Origin of the sequence: Kitasatospora sp. NPDC008115 (assembly GCF_042957205.1) — a bacterium.
Lineage (GTDB): Bacteria > Actinomycetota > Actinomycetes > Streptomycetales > Streptomycetaceae > Kitasatospora.
Window position 1 is genome coordinate 24,975 of sequence record NZ_JBIBHU010000028.1, and the last position, 17,265, is coordinate 42,239.

Consider the following 17,265-nt stretch of genomic DNA (forward strand, 5'->3'; position numbering starts at 1 on the left):
GGGTCACGCCGTGCAGGGAGGACGGTTCCGTCCGGGGCATCAGGTGGCGTTCGACGCCTGCCCGGGCAACACGGGGCCGCCCCTTCGTTGGCATATGCCGGAGGCTCAGGCCTGCGGCCAGTGCTGCGAAACCGGCCGCGTCGCCATCATGGGCCACTGGCACATGCCAGGACAACCCCTGTCGGCCACCTGCTTCGGGACTTCCCGGTAGGGCGTGACGGGTCCTGACCGAACCATTGGAATCATCCAACTCGCCGATATAACAAAGGAGTTGGGTGGATCAGCCGCCCGCCGCCGCGAGGTGGGCGAGCACCGGGGCGGCGCCGTCCTCGGTGGCGAGGCGGTGGGCGAGGTCGGCCGCTCTGCGGCGGTGGGCCGGTTCGGAGAGGCAGGCCGTGATGGCGTCGCCGAGGTTCTCGGCGGTGAGGTCCTGGAACGGCAGGGGGCGAGAAGCGACGCCCAGCTCGTGCAGCCGGGAGGCCCAGAACGGCTGGTCGGCCATCACGGGGACGGGTACGGCGGGCACGCCGGCCCGTAGTCCCGCCGCCGTGGTGCCCGCTCCGGCGTGGTGGACGACGGCGGCGGTGCGGGGGAGGAGCCAGTCGTGGGGCAGCTCGCCGACGGTCAGGACGTCGGGGCCGTGCCCGCCGAGTCCGGCCCACCCCGCCTGGACGATCGCGCGCACGCCGGCTCGCCGTACCGCGCCGGTCACCAGCTCGCCGAGCCGTTCGCCCTGCCCCGGCGCCATGCTGCCGAAGCCGATGAACACCGGGGGCGGGCCGGCCCGGAGGAAGTCGGCCAACTCGGCCGCGGGGCGCCAGCCTTCCGGCCGCGCGGGCCACCAGTAGCCCGTCACCTCGACCCCGGCCGGCCAGTCCGCCGGGCGCGGCACCACCAGCGGGCTGAAGCCGTGGAAGACGGGACGGATGTCCGCCGGCGACGGGGACGGCGCGCCGACGGGCAGTCCGAGGCCCCCGCGCAGCCGGTTCACGGCGTCCGCGAAGAACCCGTCCGCGCGGCTGAGCACGCCCCGGCCTGCGGCGAGGTTGTCCTCCGGACCCGGCGGGCCGGTCTCCGGCGCGCCCGGCAGCGCGAAGTGCCGGGTGGCGAACGCCGGTGCGAGGTAGGTGCCGACGACGGGGACGCCGAACGCCTCGCCGGCCGCGCGGCTGAACGGCGCCGGGCCGAACGCGGTGAGCACCAGGTCGGTGCCGTCCGCGACGGCCCGCGCCACCCCGTCGGCGAGCCCTTCCACGTACGCCCGCGACGCCTCCCGCGCCTGCTCCGGCGACGCCGTCCGGGCCCGGACCAGCTCCTGCGGGTCGCCCGGCACCGGCCGGTGGCCGAGGCCGCACCCGCCGATCAGTGCGGCGAACGGCGGGTGGGCGGCCACGGTGACCTGGTGGCCCGCCTCCAGCAGGCGCCGCCCCAGGCCGGTGAAGGGCGCGACGTCCCCCCGCGAACCGGCGGTGACGATCAGGATCCGCATGCGGTGGTGCTCCTCGACGGCGGACGGACTGCTGCCCTGGCGGCGCGGGCCTCCTCTGCGGGATCTCCTGCGCCCCCGGCTCCCACACGTCCTGCGCCCGCACGTCAGCCGAACAGGTGACGCCCGCCCCGTCGGCCCCCGCCGCCGCTCAGCGGCAGAACTCGGCCTCCGCCAGTCGGCGTTCGCCCTCGACCCAGTCGGCGTTGGTGTTGAACGCCGCCACGTGCCGGCCGTCGCGGGTGGTCAGCGCCACCGTCGACGACCCGTGGATGGTGCCCATGTGCCCCCAGACGGTGACGCCGCAGCCGAGCCGCACGCTGCTGATGCCCAGCCCGGGGCCGCCGGCGGCGGGGAGCATCTCGTCCAGCTCGGCCTGCGGCAGCAGCCGGCCCCGCGCCAGGGCGGAGTAGAAGCGGGTCAGGTCGGCGGTCGTGGAGATCATCTCGCCGGCCGCCCCGCCCCACGAGGGGTTGAGTTCGGTGGTCTCCAGCGGTGTCGGAGAGCCGCCGAACAGCTTGGAGTAGCCGAGCGCGTGCGGGCGGGGGAGGCCGACGGCGGTGCCGGGCAGGGTCGTCGCGGAGAGGCCGAGCGGCCGGACGATCCGCTGCTCGATCGCCTCCGCGTACGGGCGGCCGGTCACCGCGCCGATGATCATCCCGGCCAGGAGGTAGTTGGTGTTGGAGTACGAGCGGGAGGTGCCCGGCGGGAACAGCGGCGGATGGGCGAGCGCCGTCCGCACCAGTTCCTCGGGCGGGTAGGTGTCGAAGCGGTGGACCAGGAAGGCCGGGCTCGCCAGGCGCTGGATCATCACCGGGTCCTCGTCGAAGGAGAACAGCCCGCTGGTGTGCCCGAGCAACTGCCGGACCGTGATCGCCGACCCGTCGTTGCCGTTGCCCCGGACCACGCCGGGCAGCCACCGTTCCACCGGGTCGTCCAGGTCGAGCCTTCCCTCGGCCCGGAGTTGGAGCACCACGGTCGCGGTGAAGGTCTTCGTCACGCTCCCGATCCGGAACCGCTCCCGGGGCGACCGGGGTTGTCCGCTCGCGGTGTCGGCCACTCCGACGGCCGCCGACCAACTGCCGTCGCCCTCGTGGACTCCGGCTATCGTCCCGGGCAGCCCCTCGGCCCGGACGAGCTCCGCCATCGCCGCCCGCGTCGCACCGTGGGCACCGTGCCCGCCGCTGCCGTGCCCGCCGTACCCGCCCTGGGCGCCGGCCGCCGCGGCCGACGTCACCGTTCCCATGGTCACCGCGGCGGCCACCGCCACCACGCCGAACCCGCGCCGAAGCGCGCCCTGCCGAGCCATACCGACCTCCGAGGTCCGAATTGCCCGCCCCCCGCCGACGGGCCAACGGCCGGGCCGCCCATGGTGGTTCCCGTTCCTCAGGCGCCGGCGGGAACCGTCCAGCGACCGAGCTTCTCCGGGTTGCGCACGGCCCAGATGCGGGTGATCCGGCCGTCCACGAGGTCGAGGGCGGCGACCGTCGCCGTGACGCCGTCGCGCTGGGCGACCAGGCCGGGGGCGCCGTTGACGGTGCGCTCCAGGAGGGTGAGGCCCGGCGCCTTCCCGGCCATCAGGACCAGGTACCGGGCGATCCGCGCCCCGCCCTCGACCGGGCGGACCGCGGCGCCGACCAGGCCGCCGCCGTCGGCGACCATCGTGGCGGCCGGGTCGAGCAGGCCGACCAGCGCCTCGATGTCCCCGGCCTCCCACGCCTCCCTGAAGTGCCGTACCGCAAGAGCCTGTTGGCTCTGCCCGGCGGACGGTACCCGGGCGGCGCGGACCCGTCTGCGGGCCGAGGAGGCCAGCTGGCGGCAGGCCGCGGGCGTCCGGTCGACGATCGCGGCGATCTCCGGGAACGGGTAGCGGAAGACGTCGTGCAGGACGAACACCACCCGCTCGGCCGGTGTCATCGACTCCAGCACGACGAGGAAGGCCATGCCCACCGACTCGTCCAGGGTGATCCGGTCGGCCGGGTCGGCGGGCCCGCCCCCGGCGCCGCCGAGCCACTCGGTGCGGTCGGGCAGCGGCTCGGGCAGCCACTCGCCGACGTAGCGCTCGCGCCGTACCCGCGCCGAGCCGAGCACGTCCAGGCAGACCCGGCTGACCACCGTCGTCAGCCAGGCGCCGGGCGCGGCGACCGCCTGGCGCTGCGCCGGCGGCATCGCGTACCAGCGGGCGTAGGCCTCCTGCACGGCGTCCTCGGCCTCGGCCGGTGAACCGAGCATCCGGTAGGCGAGGTTGATCAGATGGCGCCGTTCGCCGACGGCCGCGTCCGCAAGCGGCCGTTCGGAACGCTCGTACTCACCGCTCATGCCGGTCGCCCCCCGTTGGTGCCCGCCCGCCTCACACTTCGCGGGCCTGCGTCGTCGAATCACCGGGACACTACCGACCAACCGCCGCGAGGCAGGAAGAGGGACCGCATCATGGTCATTCCGACGAGTGCCGAACCGAGTGCCGCACCGGACGCCGCAGCCAGCGCGGCACCGGACCCGGCACCGGGCGCCGCACCGACCGCCGCCGGGCGCCGCGGCTTCACCTTCCTCCAGGTCACGGTCGCCCTGCAGACCCTGGCGATCCTCTTCCAGGCCTCCACCGCCGGCCTGCTGCTCTCCACCACCTACGGCGAGACGCTGCACAGCGTCGGGGCGCGGGTGATGTACGGCGCCTCGATGCTCTACCTGCTGGCCGCGATCCTGGCCTGGCGCCCGGGCGGCGGCCCGGCCCGCCCGGTCCTGTACGCCACCGGGTTCCTGGTGCTCGCCTCGGTCCAGGTGGTGCTGGGCGTCGCCCACGAGCCGGCGCCGCACGTGCCGCTGGGCGTGGTGATGTTCGGCCTGAGCCTCCTCGACCTGGGCCGCGGCCTGTCCGCCGCCAGGCACCGCGCCTGACGAACCCGCACCGGGCGTGGCCCGGATCACAGGAACCCCGGGAGCCGTGCGGGCAGGTCAGGGCATGAGCACTACTCCTGTACCCCGCCGGAACGTTCTCCGGGCCCTGGCCGTCTCCGTCGCACTGGTCGGCGGTGTGACGCCCGGTTGGGGCGGCGCGGCCTTCGCCGCGGAGCCCGAGACGTACACCCTCACCATCCGGCACGTCGACCGCTCCGGCCACGCGCCGGAGAAGTACCGCACCGCCGTCGCCGGGCTCTCCGGCGCCGGCGCGGGCACACGCGAGGCGGTGGAGCGGGAGGACGCCTCCGGCGTCAGCACCATGCGGCTGCCCAAGGGCCGCTACCTGCTGGAGAGCAGCCTGTACACCAAGCGGGCGGCGGACGGCACCGACTGGATCGTCCAGCCCCGGCTCGACCTCGACCGCGACACCACCGTCACCGTCGACGGCCGGACCACCGTCCCCGTCGACGTGCGGCCGCCCGACGGCTCCGCGCGCATGCTGAACAGCGGGATGTTCGTCGAGGTCACGCACGAGGGAACCACCAGGAGCGCCAGCATCGTCAACGCGACGCCGACCCTGCGCACCGCCCACCTGGGGCCGGAGGCCGAGGCGGGGTCGGTGCGGCAGTGGTTCGACGCGTACTGGATGGGCGACACCGCCGGCTACGCGCTCGGCCAGACCTTCTCCGACAGCCGCGTGCTGACCGGGCTCACCCACCACTACACCGTGCAGGAGCTGGCCGCCCTGCAGATCCGCGGCGGCGCCAGGCCGGGCGCCGGGGGGAGGGCGTCGTACGAGCTGTCGCCGACCCCCGGACAGGGCGCCGGGCCGACCGTCGGCGCCCCGCTCGTCATGACGGTGCCCGGCGCCGCCACCTTCTACGTCACGCCCGGGCGCGGCACCTGGGACGTCACCTTCGCGGCCCCCGGAACCCCCGGCGGGCGGACGAACTTCTACTCCGCCAACCGCATCGCCGTCCGGTCCGGAACCGTGACCACGCGGACCTTCGACAACCCGCTCTTCGGCCCGGCGCTCACCGACCGCCCCGGCGTCGAGCGCGCCGGCGACACGGTCACGGTGAACCTCCCGCTGCTCGCCGACGGCGACGGCCACGTGCCGTCGGCGCCGTCCTTCGACACCGCGTACACCTCGCTGTACCGGGACGGCGTGCTGGTCGGCACCCGGTCCGGCGCGGACAGCGCGGCCGGGCGCGCCGAGTTCACCGTGCCCCCGGGGCCGGCCTCGTACCGGCTGGCCGCCACGGTGACCCGCAAGGCGGCGAGCGGGGCGACCAGCCGGGTGAACGCCTCCTGGACCTTCGCTTCGGCCACGACCGGTGGAGCGGACCCGGCGCCGGTGCCGGTGAGCGTCGTGCGGTTCACGCCCGAGCTGAGCGCGGCCGGCACCGCGCCGGCCGGAAGCCCGATCCGGGTGCCGGTCACCGTGCAGGGCGCCGCCGCCGACGGCCGCGTCCGCGCGCTGACCGTCTCGGCGTCCACCGACGGCGGTTCCTCCTGGACCCGCCTGCCGGTCGAGGCCGGCGCCGTCACGGTCCGGAACCCGGCGGCGGGCGTCGGCGTCTCGCTGCGCGCGGAGCTGACCGACACGGACGGCAACACCCTCGACCAGACCGTCTACGACGCCTACCGCACCGAGTGACCCCGGCTTCCGCCCCGCCGGAGGCGATCCGGCGGGGCGGAGCGCGGATTCGCGCCATCGAGGGGTCGAATCCGGTACGCCTGAGGGGATTTCGGTCCGGTCGGGAGTGAGGGGCGGGCCGCGTGGAAGCATCTGCCATGTGAAGCGTGACATGGCACATCCTTGCAGCCCCTCCTGTCCTCGAAGGAGAGAAATCCGATGAAGCGTCTCGTCGCGGTCCTCGCGGCCGGTGCCGCACTGTCCGGGCTCGGTGTCGCGGGCGCCACCCAGGCCGCAGCCCGGCCCTCGGGCGCGACCACGATCCCGTCGACGACCACCTGCGGCTACGGCGTCGGGACCCAGGTCTGCCTGACGACCGACGGCCGCCTCGCGTCGGCCACCGGCTGGGTGGGACCGGCCGGCGGGCCCCCGCAGACGGCCGACTTCGAGCTGGAGCTCCGCACCACCGACGGCGGCATCCTGGAGCGCGAGGACCTCGGCGCCGTCGTGTCGTCCAGCGGGATCACGGTCGGCCCGGTGGCGAGCACCGTCCCGTGCGGCGTCGGCATCACCGCCACCTTCACCACCACCAGGCCGGGCCGGCCGACGGTGAGCGCCACGGTCACGGTGCCGGCCGTCTGCTGAGCCCCGGTCGGTCCTCGCGCCAGGCGCGCAGGCCGGGTGGCGGGGTGAGGCCGAACTCCGCCTCCAGCACCGCCCGGACGCCGCGCTCGCCGTCGAGCTCCTCGACCGTCGCCGTGCCGTCGTGCGCGGTGCGGGTGAGCCTGGTGCCGTCGAGGGAGAGGTGGCCGTCGGGGAGGGTCCGCTGCACGAAGAGGCGGCGGAACCGCGAACGCGGGTGGGTGGCCACGTACCAGTTGGCGACGCCGATGTCGGGCACGGGCGCCGGGTCGCGGGTGAACGACACCAACTCCCGCCACCCGTCGCCCGACCGGATCTGGAGCACCCACACCGGCACCGTCCCGTCCGCCTCCTCCAGGACCAGCCGGTGCCGCCGGCCCCGGCCCTCCCGGGCCAGGCCGGGGATCATCGGCAGCGGCTCCAGCAGCGCGTCGACCGACCCGAACCCGACGTCCACCAGCTGACGCGTCCCGCCCGCCCCGGGCACCCGCACGGCCAGCACCAGATGGGTGCGCGGCCGCACCTCCCCGGGGCGGGCGCCGGCCCGCACCCGCCCGGTGTGCCGGGCGACGTCGTAGCCCAACTGCTCCAGCACGGCGGCGAACAGCGTGTTGTGCTCGAAGCAGTACCCGCCGCGCGCGCCCGTGACGATCTTGGCCTCCAGGTCGGCCACGTCCAGCGACGGCACCGTGCCCACCACCACGTCGATGTTCTCGAACGGGACCGCCAGCACGTGCGCGTGCTGCAACCCCCGGAGCGTGGCCACCGTGGCCGCCCGCCCGCCGTCCCACCCGATCCGCGCGAAGTACTTGTCGAGGTCGACGCTCATACCTCCACCGTACGGATCGGGCGCCCCCGGGACCTCCGGCCGCGGTTCGGCCCGCTCCCGGCCCGGCGACCTAGGACCCGGGGCGCGGAGCACCCGGCCCGCCGGCCGTTACGCAGCCGATGAGCCGCTGTGACACGACCGGCCGGGGACCGCGACACGGGCTTTCTACCGTCGGTCTCGACGCACCGGCCACACCGGCCGGACCCCGCGTCACCGAACGAATGGAGAGTTCGCATGGCCACGCGTACGACCAGGAACCGTGCCGTTCTGCGGCTGTCGGCCGTCTGCGCCCTCACCGGTGCCGCGCTGCTGACCGCCGTCACGGGCGGGCAGGCCTGGGCCGACGGCGGCTCCGGTGCCGCCACCCCGAGCGCCGCCCCGACCGTCGCGACCGCGCCCGCCTCCCCGAGCGCGCCCGCCCCCGCCGCCCCGGCCGCGAGCCCGGCCCCGGCGAAGCCGACGGTCTCCCCGCTGCCGAAGGACGCCACCCGCCCCGTCAACCCGCTGCCGTCGCTCACCCGCGACGCCACCGGCAAGGAGGCCCAGCCGGTGGCCCCGTCCGACGCCAAGCCGCAGGTCCGTGAGGTGCCCAAGGGCGCCGCCCAGGCCGGCGACGGCTCCACCGCGGGCGACTCCTCCGGTTTCAAGCTGGCCGCCGGCGGCGCGGTCGCCGCCGTCGGCGCCGGGGCGCTCGGCTTCGCCGTGCTGCGCCGCCGCTCCGGTGCGCGCGGCTGACGACGGCCACCGGGGCGGGCGTCGCCACGGGCACCGTGCCCGGCGTGCCCGGCACGGCGGGCCGAGGCCGGGCGGGCTGAACCGGAGCGTCCTCGGGGCGGCCGGGCTGCTCTGCCTGGTGCTCGGCACGACGGTCGCGCTCTCGGACCAGCGGGAGCCCCCGGTGGTCAGGGTGGAGACCTCGGCCCGTCAGGGCGCGGGGGGCGCGACGGCGGCGGGAGGCGCGGGGGACACCACGCCGATCGCCACCGGCACCGCGGGCGGCACCGCCACCGGTGGGCGAACCACCGCGCCGCGCCCGTTCGCGGCCTCACCGCCGACCCGCCTGCTGGTGCCGGCGGCCGGCGTCGACGCCCCGGTGACCGGCCTCGGCCTGAACGCCGACGGGACCGTCGAGGTGCCGGCCGCCGACCGGGCCGACGAGGCCGGCTGGTACCGCAACGGCCCGACGCCGGGCGAGACCGGACCCGCCGTCCTGATCGGTCACTACGACACGGCGCGCGGCCCGGCGGTCTTCCGGGGGCTGCCGAAGTTGCGGCCGGGTGACCTGATCCAGGTACGGCGGGAGGACGGCGGCACGGTGGACTTCCGGGTCCGCGAGCTGGTCCAGGCCGCCAAGGACGCGTTCCCGACCGACACCGTGTACGGCGACACGGCGGCGCCCGAGCTGCGCCTGATCACCTGCGGCGGCCGGATCGGGGCCGACGGGCACTGGACGGACAACATCATCGTCCTGGCGGACCTGGCCGGCCCTTCCGGCCCTTCCGGCCCCGCCGGCCCCGTTGGTCCCGCCGCCGACCCCGCACGCCCGGCCGCCTCCGCCGGCTGACCGGGCTGCGGCTACTCTGCCGGACGGCACCCGTCGGGGAACCGACGGGTGCCGTCCGGACGACCTACCACCGGACACGAACGAGCACATCACCCCAGACCAGGAGGGACACCGGAGGATGAGCACCACTGCCACCCGCCGCACCCCCGGCCGTCCGGCCGCCCTCCTCCTGGCCCTGCTCGCCGCCGTGCCCCTCGCCCTCGCGGCCGGCTGCGCCGCCCCCGGCGAGCTGCGCGACCACGGCACGGCCGCGGCCGTCACGCCCTCGCCCGCCAGCATTCCGCTCTGGCCAGGCCAGGCCACCGCCCCGCCGCCCGATCCCGTGACGGTCCGCACTCCGGAGCCGTCGCCGCAGCCGGTCCCGGACCTGACCGTCACCGGGCAGGACGTCACCACCGTCGACGTCCGCACCCTGCTGGCCAAGGACCCCGGCGTGAGCCAGGAGGAGCGGCGGGCGCTCGAACCCTGCGCGGGCTGCGAGGTCCGCGACGCCGAGTACCGCGACCTCACCGACGACGGCCGGCCCGAACTGCTGGTCGTGGTCGGCCTCGCCGACATCGACGTGCTGCATGTCTACACCGCGTCCGGCGACCGGCTGCTGCCCGTCCTGAGGGTGCAGCTGCTGAAACGGTTCAGCGCCGCGACGATCGGCACCGAGCTGTGGCTGTACGAGTCCACCACCAGCTGGTCCCGGACCAGCCGCCTCTACCAGTGGGACGGTGCGCGGCTCGTCCTGACCGACCAGAAGGTCCAGGGCATCGGGCCGACCACGGAGCCCGAGCCGACGCCGCCCGCCGTCGAGAAGCCGATCGGCGCCACCCGCCCGCCCGGGACCGACGGCGGGGTCGGCGTGTCGCCCGTACCCCTGCCGGCCACGCCCTCGCTCCGCCGGCCGACGGTCCCGGCCCCGGGCGTGCCCAAGGAGCCGCAGCCGGTCCGTCCGTCCATGCCCACCGCGACGCCGTTCGTCCGCCCGGAGACCACGCCATGAACCACACGGCACCCAGCCACCCCCGCATCCTCATCGTCGAGGACGACGAGGTTATCCGGGAGGCGACCCGGATGGCCCTGGAACGCTACGGCTTCCCGGTCTCCACGGCCGCCGACGGGCTGGAGGGGCTGGAGATGTTCCACGCGGTGCGGCCCGACCTGGTGCTGCTCGACGTGATGCTGCCGCTGCTCGACGGGGTCGGGCTCTGCCGGCGGATCCGGGAGGAGAGCCAGCTGCCGATCCTGATGATGTCGGCGCGCACCGACCCGGTCGACGTGGTGTCGGGACTGGAGGCGGGCGCGGACGACTACGTCGTCAAGCCGTTCGAGAGCGCGGTGCTGGTGGCGCGGATCCGCACCGTGCTGCGCCGCATCCGCGTCGTCCCGGCCGCGCCCGTTCCCGACCCGGCGCCCGTTCCCGACCCGGCGCCCGCTCCCGAGCCCACGCCTGTTCCCGAGCCCACGCCTGTTCCCGCGCCGGCACCCGAATCCCGCACACCCGTGCGCAGCTTCGACGGCCTGGAGGTGGACACCGACTCCATGGAGGTCCGGGTGCACGGCCGGCTCGTCCCGCTCACCCCCACCGAACTGCGCCTCCTTCTGGAGTTCACCGCCGCGCCCGGCATCGTGCTGGAGCGCGCCGTCCTGCTGGAACGGGTCTGGGACTACGAGTGGGGCGCCGACACCCGGGTGGTCGACGTCCATGTGCAGCGGCTGCGCGCCAAGATCGGCGGCGGGCGGATCGAGACCGTCCGCGGCTTCGGCTACAAGCTGCGGCGCTCCGAATGACGCTGCGCCGCCAGATCGCCACCGCCGTCGCCGCCATCTCCGTCCTGGTCGCGGTGGCGGTCGGGCTGCTCGTCCACCAGGCGATGGTCCGCCAGCACGTCGACCAGGCGCGCGGCTCCGCGCTCACCGCGCTGGACGCGGCGCTCGGCGCCTACCAGCGCAACGAGGACGTCGCCGCCGGCGGTCGCCGCGCCGCGCTGAACGACCCGGCGCTGCCCGAGCGGCTGCGCACCCTCGCGGCCGGGGGACGGCGCGGGTCGCTGCTCGCCGAGGGGCCCGGGGGCGAGTCGATGTGGGCGGCGGGCGCCGTCCACGGCGGGGTGCTCTCCGTCCGGCTCGACTTCGCCCAGGACCGGCGGTCGATCGCCGACCTGGACCGGATCATCCTGATCACCGTCACCGCCTCGGTCTTCACCACCGTGCTGGTCGGGGTGCTGGTCGCGGACCGGATCAGCCGGCGGCTGCGGAGGGCGGCGACGGCGGCCCGGGGCATCGCCTCCGGGCGCACCGACACCCGGATCGGCGAACTCGTCGACGGCCGGGACGAGGTCGCCGACCTCGCGGCGGCGGTCGACCTGATGTCCCGGGAGCTGCACCGGCGCCTGGAGGACGAGCAGCGGTTCACCGCCGACGTCGCCCATGAGCTGCGCACCCCGCTGACCGGGCTGGTCACCGCCGCCGAACTGCTGCCCCCGGGGCGGCCCACCCAGCTGGTGCAGAACCGGGTGCAGGCGCTGCGCGGACTGGTCGAGGACCTCCTGGAGGTCTCCCGGCTGGACGCCGACGCCGAGCTTCCCGACCTCTCGGCGGTGCCGCTGGAACGGGCGGTGCGGCGCACGGTCACGCTGACCGGCCTGGACGTGGCCGTCGAGGTGGCGGCCGACGCCTCCGTCCGCACCGACCTGCGCCGACTGGACCGCATCCTCGGCAACCTCCTCCTCAACGCCGACCGCCACGGCGGCGGCACCATCCACCTGCGCGTCGACGGCCACCGGATCACCGTCCGCGACCACGGCCCCGGCTTCCCCGAGGAACTCCTGCGCGACGGCCCCCAGCGCTTCCGCACCAGCGTCCGCGAACGCGGCAAGGGCCACGGCCTCGGCCTCACCATCGCCCAGGGCCACACCCGCGTCATCGGCGCCACCCTCACCTTCACCAACCACCCCACCGGCGGCGCCCTCGCCACCCTCACCCTCCCACCCGCCCCCGAGCACTGATCGGAAACGGCCAACTGCGAACACGGGTGCTCAGGTTCGACGGTGAGGCGGTCGTCGTCCGGGGGTGCACCCGCTCCGCTCGCGGAATCTCCTGGATCGGCGCGGAGCCGGCCGACCACATCAACCTCCTGCGCGAGTACGCGTCCTGACGGTGCCCGTTGCCGTCCGCGCGGGGGTGGCGCGGCACTCCCGGGGGGTCCGGAAAAAATTCTTGGTTGGTGTGCAACCACTCTGTCCCGTCGGATGTCTGACTGTCTGCAAGGTGCGGGAGCGCCTTGGAAGCACGGCCCGGAGAGGGGTTCACGGGCCGGTGTGATTTCCGTGCGAATCATCATGTGCTGACGCCTGACGGTGCGGCAGACCAGGGGGGAAGTTTCTATGCGAACAATTATTTCGGGCCGTCCTCGCAGCGCGCGCCGCACGGCCGCGCGGGCCGCCGCCGCCACTGTCCTCGCGACCGCTCTGGCGGGCGGGACCGTCCTGCTGTCGGCGCCCGCCGCGCTCGCGAACGACTCGGTGCGCTCGGCGAAGCTCAGGGTCAACGCCCCGGCCGCGGTCGGGGGCGCCGGGCAACCGGTCGAGTTCACCGAGACCATCACCAACACCGGTTCCAGGGCGGCCGTCTTCGGCCTCGCCCTGAGCACCACCAGCGACATGGGCACGCCGCCGCACGGGATCGCCATGGAGGTCCGTGACCGGAAGAACGGCAAGTGGAGGCCCATTGCGCTGGACACCGGCGTCCACGACGGCAAGGTGAGCTACTCGGCCTATCTGCCCGTGGACGTGACCATTCCGGCACGCGGCAGCGTGACGGTCCAGTTGCGGATCGGCGCTCCGATGGGCCGGCCGCACGACGGTGCGAGCAACGGTGGGATGCAGTCGATCGACCTGCGGTCCGCCGTGGCCGCCCCCGGTTCGTGGGTGGCAATGGACCAGGTGACCAGGACGATCAAGGTCCAGAACATCGCGCCCTCGCTGTCCCGCGTCCCGTCCACCGCGGTCGCGGGCGGTGCGCCCATCGAGTTCGACGCCGTGCTGAAGAACCCCACGCCCTCGAACTACGTCAATGTCGCCAACGTTCTGTTCGTCGACCCGCACGCCACCGTCCAGGTCCGTCGGCCGAACGGCACGTGGACCACGCTGAAGAAGGTCTACAACGGCATTCCCGGCGAGAGCCCCGGCGTCTACCTCCAGGGCCGGGACTCCGGCATCCGCGCCAAGTCGACGGCCACCGTCCGGGTCCGGGTGTCGTACGACGCCAGTACCCCGCTCGGGCCGACGGACCTGGGCCGGTGCGTCTTCGTCAACGAGAGCCCGAAGCTGCCGTTCCGGGGGACGACGACCTGCGCCAAGGGTGCCACCGTGCAGATCGTCGCGCCGGGCGGCAAGGGGACCAAGGGCGCCAAGGGGCAGGCGCCCGTGAAGTCGGCGCCCGCCGGCAAGGGCAACCCGGCCGGCAAGTAGGGCCCGGTGGCGGTACCAGGGGGCGGCTCCGGCGACTGCCGGGGCCGCCCCGCTCCGTTTCCGCTCAGCCGGCCCGGGCGCCGGAGAGCGCCGGCGGGTGCCAGCCGTAGGTGGGGGTGGCGCGGTTGAGGAGGATCCGGTCGGGGAGCAGGCCCGCGGCGGTGATGGCGAGGTCGCGGGCGAGGACCGAGAAGGGCGAGCGGCGGGCGACCAGGGCGCCGACGGAGCGGGAGCCGTTGACGATGGCGGTGGTGCGGGGGAGCCGGGCGGCGGTGTAGCCGGGGAGGCCGGCGGCGAGGTCCACGCCGGGGTGGACGCCGGCGGCCAGCACGACCGCGTCCTCGACGGCCTGGCAGGCGCCCTGGCCCTGGAAGGGGCACATGGCGTGCGCGGCGTCGCCGAGCAGGGCGACCCGGCCGTGGTGGAAGGCGGGCAGCGGTTCGGCCATCTCCCAGACGTCGTGCCGCAGCACCCTGGCCGGGTCGGCGGAGGCGAACAGTTCGGGGACGGGCGCGCACCAGCCGCCGTAGCGGCGCAGGAGTTCGGCGCGTTCGTCGCCGTCGGCGGCGCGGGCGCCGGCCGGGGCGAGGGCGGCGCCGTAGACGTACACCCGGCCGTCGGCGAGCGGGACGACACCGGCCAGCCGGCCGCGGCCCCAGACCTCGCCGGCGGCGAACGGCGGGCGCGGCGGGCGGGCGATCACCGAGCGCCAGGTGGTGAAACCGGAGTAACGCGGGCCGGGGTGGTGGGGGAAGAGCAGGCCGCGGGTGGCGGAGCGGATGCCGTCGGCGCCGACGACCAGGTCGGCGGACTCCTCGCCGTCGGCGGTGCGGACGACCGCGGCGGTGCGGACGACGGCGGGGGTGCGGGCGTCGCCGGGTTCGACGAGTTCGGCCCGCGAGCCGGTGCGGACGGTGTCGGCGGGCAGGGCGTCGACGAGGGCCTCGATGACGGCTGCGCGGGCGACGGCGATCGGTTTCTCGCCGAAGAAGGCCTCGACGGCGTCGGTGCCGGTGCGGGCGAGCCAGCGGCCGGAGGGGCGGCGGATGCCGATGGCGGGGTACGGGGCGGCGAGGGTGCGCAGGCGTTCGCCGACGCCGAGGCGGTCCAGGGCGCGCAGCGCGTTGGGGGCGAGGGCTAGGCCGGCGCCGACGGGTTCGAGCGAGGCGGCGCGTTCGTGGACGGTGACCGGGACGCCCTGGCGGTGGAGGGCGAGCGCCGCGGTGAGGCCGCCGATCCCGCCGCCGATGACGACGGCGCGCGGGGACGACGGCTCCGGCAGGTCGCGGTGGTCCATGGAGGCTCCTCTCGGACACCGGAACTACACCTGTAGTTCCGATCGCATGGGTCGACCGTACTACAGCTGTAGTGAGAATTGGTCGGCGGCCCGGGGGAGCGGCGATGATCGGACCCATGACCAGCAGCGCCGCGCCCGCCGGCCCCCAGCGCCAGACCCTGATCGCCGACACCGCCGTCGCGCTGATCGCCGAGCGCGGCCTGCGCGGGCTCACCCACCGCGCCGTCGACGAGGCGGCCGGCCTGCCGGCCGGCTCGACCTCCAACCTCGCCCGCACCCGGGCGGCGCTGCTGGAGCTGGCGATCACCCGGATCGCCGAGCTGGAGTCACCGGGGTTCGCGGTGCCGGTGACGGCGCCCACGGTCGACCACGCCCGCGAACTGCTCGCCCAGCTCGCCGCCGACGCCGTCCACCAGGCGCTCACGGTCGGCCGCGCGCTCACCGTGGCCCGCTTCGAGCTGGCGCTCGAAGCCACCCGGCGCCCCGAACTGCGCGCCGTCTACGACCGTCTGGGCGCGGGCTTCCTCACCCTGGCGACCGCCCTGCTGGTCCAGTGCGGCTCGCGCGCCCCCGAGGCGGACGCCCGCCGGCTGGTCCGCTGGGCCGACGGCGTGCTCTTCAACGTCACCGCCGGCAGCGGCGCCGGCCGCGTCCCCGGCCCGGCCGAACTCGGCGCCGAGGTCGCCTGCTACCTCGCCGCACTCCTGGAGGGCTGAACGGCGTCCAGGGCCGGGGCGAGGACGGCGAAGGCCCGGTCGGTGAGCGCGGCCGGGTCGGCGGCGCCGTCGCTGTCGCTCCACCGCTCCAGCACGGCCCCGAAGGCGGTCAGCGCCATCCCGGCGGCGAGCCGGGGGTAGAGGTCGGTGGCCGGGTCGCGGTCCAGCCGGCGGGCCAGCTCGCCCGACAGCTCCTCCCGCCACTCGGCCTGCCGCTCCAGGAAGCGGGCGTGCAGCGCGGGGGTGCGCAGGATCAGCTGGACGGCGCGCAGCGCCCGGTCGCCGTGCTCGCCGCAGGCGGCCAGCGGTACCGAGACGGCGTGCCGCAGGGCGGCCGAGGGCGGCTCGGCGGCGGGGCGGGCGGCCAGTTCGGCGGCGATGCCGGTGCCCAGGTCGGCCAGGAACCGGACGATCACGTCCTCCTTGGACGCGAAGTAGCGGAAGAACGTCCGCTTGGACACCCCGGCGCCGGCGGCGATCTCGTCCACCGTGACGGCGTCGAACCCCTGGGTCGTGAGCAACCGGAAGGCGGCTTCGGTCAGCTCGTCCACGACGAGTTGGCGCTTGCGCTGGGCCAGGCTGACGGCGGGTCGGGAGGTCACCCGACGATGGTAACGCCATGCCGGAGGTGTCACCAAGTAGCGTCTTGACACCGAGTGACACCAGAGGCAGCATCTGCCACATGAAGCCTTTGGAGCCAATGGACGGCAGTACGGGCTGGACGACCGGGCGGATCCCGGACCAGAGCGGGCGGGTGTTCGTCGTCACCGGCGCGAGCGGCGGGCTGGGGCTGGCCACGGCGCGGGCGCTGGCCGAACGGGGCGGGCGGGTGGTCCTGGCGGTCCGCGACGAGCGGCGCGGGCGCGAGGCCGCCGCCCGCATCGCCGCCGCCCTGCCGGACCCCGGCGCGGGCGAGCGGCTGGAGGTCCGCCGGCTCGACCTGGCCGACCTCGACGCCGTCCGGACCTTCGCCGGCCGGCTGCGCGCCGACCATCCCCGGCTGGACGTCCTGGTCAACAACGCGGGCGTGTTCGCCCCGCCCCGCACGCTCAGCCCGCAGGGCCACGAGCTGCAGTTCGCCGTCAACCACCTCGGCCACTTCGCCCTCACCGGCCTGCTGCTGGAGGCCCTCGCCGCCGGTCGCGACCCGCGCGTGGTGACCGTCAGCTCGCTCAACCACCGCAAGGGCCGGATCCGCTTCGACGACCTCACCGGCGCGCGCGGCTATGCGCCGATGGCCTTCTACGACCAGTCGAAGCTCGCCAACGCGCTCTTCGGGAGCGAACTCCACCGTCGGCTGGCCGCGGCCGGCAGCCCGGTGCGCAGCCTGCTCGCCCACCCCGGCTACACCGCCACCGGCCTGCAGACCGACGGACCGACCGGCCTCAACCGCCTGCTCTTCGGGCGGCTGCTCAGGCCGCTCGCCCAGCGCCCGGCGGACGGCGCGCTGCCGCAGCTCTACGCGGCGACCGAACCGGGCGCGCTCGGCGGGGAGTTCATCGGCCCGGACGGCCGGGGCGAACTGCGCGGGGCGCCGACCCGGGTCGGGCTCGCGCCGTCGGCGGCCGACGCCGGGGCGGGCCGCCGGCTCTGGGAGCTGTCGGAGGAGCTGACCGGCGTGCGGTACGGCCTGGCGGCGGCGGGAATCTGACACGAGGCGGCGGAAGTCCGAAGCCTGATGCGAGGTCGGGGGCCGGGCGCCTCGTCGACGACGATCGGCCCGCCGGCTCCGCC

Annotated in this window: 17 protein-coding genes; 11 read left to right on the forward strand and 6 right to left on the reverse strand. The window is 75.6% G+C overall.

Going from position 1 to position 17,265, the window contains the following annotated elements; genetic code table 11:
- Window positions 1-280: 280 nt before the first annotated feature.
- The 3 genes from ACFZBX_RS29425 to sigJ form a co-directional block, all read right to left on the reverse strand.
- Window positions 281-1,489: a glycosyltransferase gene (locus tag ACFZBX_RS29425; RefSeq protein ID WP_391536853.1), complete on the reverse strand. Its 1,209-nt coding sequence runs from the start codon at window positions 1,487-1,489 to the stop codon at window positions 281-283.
- A 148-nt stretch (window positions 1,490-1,637) separates the two neighbouring features.
- A complete protein-coding gene (locus ACFZBX_RS29430; RefSeq protein WP_391536854.1) occupies window positions 1,638-2,795 on the reverse strand; it encodes a serine hydrolase domain-containing protein in 1,158 nt (385 codons plus the stop codon).
- A gap of 77 nt (window positions 2,796-2,872) precedes the next feature.
- The gene (sigJ, locus tag ACFZBX_RS29435; RefSeq protein WP_391536855.1) at window positions 2,873-3,805 is read right to left on the reverse strand and encodes an RNA polymerase sigma factor SigJ; all 933 of its coding nucleotides are present in this window, start codon (window positions 3,803-3,805) and stop codon (window positions 2,873-2,875) included.
- Window positions 3,806-3,916: 111 nt separating this feature from the next.
- On the opposite strand from sigJ, the gene ACFZBX_RS29440 reads away from it, so the two are divergent.
- The 3 genes from ACFZBX_RS29440 (at window position 3,917) to ACFZBX_RS29450 (ending at window position 6,668) form a co-directional block, all read left to right on the forward strand.
- The gene (locus ACFZBX_RS29440) at window positions 3,917-4,381 is read left to right on the forward strand and encodes a hypothetical protein (RefSeq protein WP_391536856.1); all 465 of its coding nucleotides are present in this window, start codon (window positions 3,917-3,919) and stop codon (window positions 4,379-4,381) included.
- Between the two features lie 64 nt (window positions 4,382-4,445).
- A complete protein-coding gene (locus ACFZBX_RS29445) occupies window positions 4,446-6,044 on the forward strand; it encodes a serine protease (protein WP_391536857.1) in 1,599 nt (532 codons plus the stop codon).
- Window positions 6,045-6,242: 198 nt separating this feature from the next.
- Window positions 6,243-6,668 carry a hypothetical protein gene (locus tag ACFZBX_RS29450; RefSeq protein ID WP_391536858.1) on the forward strand — a complete coding sequence of 142 codons (426 nt, stop codon included), beginning with the start codon at window positions 6,243-6,245 and terminating at the stop codon, window positions 6,666-6,668.
- On the opposite strand, the gene ACFZBX_RS29455 is transcribed toward ACFZBX_RS29450, so the two are convergent.
- Entirely contained in the window at window positions 6,646-7,494 is an 849-nt protein-coding gene (locus ACFZBX_RS29455) for an arylamine N-acetyltransferase (RefSeq protein WP_391536859.1), read from the reverse strand. The two genes, ACFZBX_RS29450 and ACFZBX_RS29455, sit on opposite strands and share 23 nt — an antisense overlap.
- Before the next feature lie 234 nt (window positions 7,495-7,728).
- Between ACFZBX_RS29455 and ACFZBX_RS29460 the strand changes: the two genes are divergently transcribed.
- From ACFZBX_RS29460 to ACFZBX_RS29485, 6 genes are all read left to right on the forward strand, one after another.
- Entirely contained in the window at window positions 7,729-8,229 is a 501-nt protein-coding gene (locus tag ACFZBX_RS29460) for a hypothetical protein (protein ID WP_391536860.1), read from the forward strand.
- 118 nt (window positions 8,230-8,347) lie between these two features.
- Window positions 8,348-9,058 (forward strand): class F sortase, encoded by a 711-nt coding sequence (locus ACFZBX_RS29465; protein ID WP_391536861.1) that lies wholly within the window; start codon window positions 8,348-8,350, stop codon window positions 9,056-9,058.
- Window positions 9,059-9,176: 118 nt separating this feature from the next.
- Window positions 9,177-10,049 (forward strand): hypothetical protein, encoded by an 873-nt coding sequence (locus ACFZBX_RS29470; protein WP_391536862.1) that lies wholly within the window; start codon window positions 9,177-9,179, stop codon window positions 10,047-10,049.
- Window positions 10,046-10,837: a response regulator gene (locus ACFZBX_RS29475; RefSeq protein WP_391536863.1), complete on the forward strand. Its 792-nt coding sequence runs from the start codon at window positions 10,046-10,048 to the stop codon at window positions 10,835-10,837. The genes ACFZBX_RS29470 and ACFZBX_RS29475 overlap by 4 nt, the downstream gene beginning before the upstream one ends.
- Window positions 10,834-12,054 (forward strand): sensor histidine kinase, encoded by a 1,221-nt coding sequence (locus tag ACFZBX_RS29480; RefSeq protein WP_391536864.1) that lies wholly within the window; start codon window positions 10,834-10,836, stop codon window positions 12,052-12,054. Before ACFZBX_RS29475 ends, ACFZBX_RS29480 begins: the two co-directional genes overlap by 4 nt.
- Window positions 12,055-12,432: 378 nt before the next feature.
- Window positions 12,433-13,518 carry a hypothetical protein gene (locus ACFZBX_RS29485; RefSeq protein WP_391536865.1) on the forward strand — a complete coding sequence of 362 codons (1,086 nt, stop codon included), beginning with the start codon at window positions 12,433-12,435 and terminating at the stop codon, window positions 13,516-13,518.
- A gap of 64 nt (window positions 13,519-13,582) precedes the next feature.
- Here the strand turns inward: ACFZBX_RS29485 and ACFZBX_RS29490 are convergent, their stop codons facing one another.
- Entirely contained in the window at window positions 13,583-14,815 is a 1,233-nt protein-coding gene (locus tag ACFZBX_RS29490) for an FAD-dependent monooxygenase (protein ID WP_391536866.1), read from the reverse strand.
- Between the two features lie 116 nt (window positions 14,816-14,931).
- On the opposite strand from ACFZBX_RS29490, the gene ACFZBX_RS29495 reads away from it, so the two are divergent.
- Window positions 14,932-15,531 (forward strand): TetR/AcrR family transcriptional regulator, encoded by a 600-nt coding sequence (locus ACFZBX_RS29495; RefSeq protein WP_391536867.1) that lies wholly within the window; start codon window positions 14,932-14,934, stop codon window positions 15,529-15,531.
- Here ACFZBX_RS29495 and ACFZBX_RS29500 read toward each other — a convergent pair.
- Window positions 15,504-16,133 (reverse strand): TetR family transcriptional regulator, encoded by a 630-nt coding sequence (locus ACFZBX_RS29500; RefSeq protein WP_391536868.1) that lies wholly within the window; start codon window positions 16,131-16,133, stop codon window positions 15,504-15,506. The genes ACFZBX_RS29495 and ACFZBX_RS29500 overlap by 28 nt on opposite strands.
- Before the next feature lie 98 nt (window positions 16,134-16,231).
- On the opposite strand from ACFZBX_RS29500, the gene ACFZBX_RS29505 reads away from it, so the two are divergent.
- Window positions 16,232-17,182, forward strand: coding sequence for an oxidoreductase (locus tag ACFZBX_RS29505; protein WP_391536869.1), 951 nt, complete (start codon window positions 16,232-16,234; stop codon window positions 17,180-17,182).
- The last annotated feature ends 83 nt before the right edge of the window (window positions 17,183-17,265 follow it).

Coding starts and splice junctions, on each gene's coding strand:
- ACFZBX_RS29445 (WP_391536857.1), top strand. CDS start 4,446: ATGAGCACTACTCCTGTACCCCGCCGGAACGTTCTCCGGGCCCTGGCC.
- ACFZBX_RS29430 (WP_391536854.1), bottom strand. CDS start 2,795: ATGGCTCGGCAGGGCGCGCTTCGGCGCGGGTTCGGCGTGGTGGCGGTG.
- ACFZBX_RS29460 (WP_391536860.1), top strand. CDS start 7,729: ATGGCCACGCGTACGACCAGGAACCGTGCCGTTCTGCGGCTGTCGGCC.
- ACFZBX_RS29505 (WP_391536869.1), top strand. CDS start 16,232: ATGGACGGCAGTACGGGCTGGACGACCGGGCGGATCCCGGACCAGAGC.
- ACFZBX_RS29440 (WP_391536856.1), top strand. CDS start 3,917: ATGGTCATTCCGACGAGTGCCGAACCGAGTGCCGCACCGGACGCCGCA.
- ACFZBX_RS29455 (WP_391536859.1), bottom strand. CDS start 7,494: ATGAGCGTCGACCTCGACAAGTACTTCGCGCGGATCGGGTGGGACGGC.
- ACFZBX_RS29450 (WP_391536858.1), top strand. CDS start 6,243: ATGAAGCGTCTCGTCGCGGTCCTCGCGGCCGGTGCCGCACTGTCCGGG.
- ACFZBX_RS29470 (WP_391536862.1), top strand. CDS start 9,177: ATGAGCACCACTGCCACCCGCCGCACCCCCGGCCGTCCGGCCGCCCTC.
- sigJ (WP_391536855.1), bottom strand. CDS start 3,805: ATGAGCGGTGAGTACGAGCGTTCCGAACGGCCGCTTGCGGACGCGGCC.
- ACFZBX_RS29490 (WP_391536866.1), bottom strand. CDS start 14,815: ATGGACCACCGCGACCTGCCGGAGCCGTCGTCCCCGCGCGCCGTCGTC.
- ACFZBX_RS29475 (WP_391536863.1), top strand. CDS start 10,046: ATGAACCACACGGCACCCAGCCACCCCCGCATCCTCATCGTCGAGGAC.
- ACFZBX_RS29495 (WP_391536867.1), top strand. CDS start 14,932: ATGACCAGCAGCGCCGCGCCCGCCGGCCCCCAGCGCCAGACCCTGATC.
- ACFZBX_RS29480 (WP_391536864.1), top strand. CDS start 10,834: ATGACGCTGCGCCGCCAGATCGCCACCGCCGTCGCCGCCATCTCCGTC.
- ACFZBX_RS29425 (WP_391536853.1), bottom strand. CDS start 1,489: ATGCGGATCCTGATCGTCACCGCCGGTTCGCGGGGGGACGTCGCGCCC.
- ACFZBX_RS29485 (WP_391536865.1), top strand. CDS start 12,433: ATGCGAACAATTATTTCGGGCCGTCCTCGCAGCGCGCGCCGCACGGCC.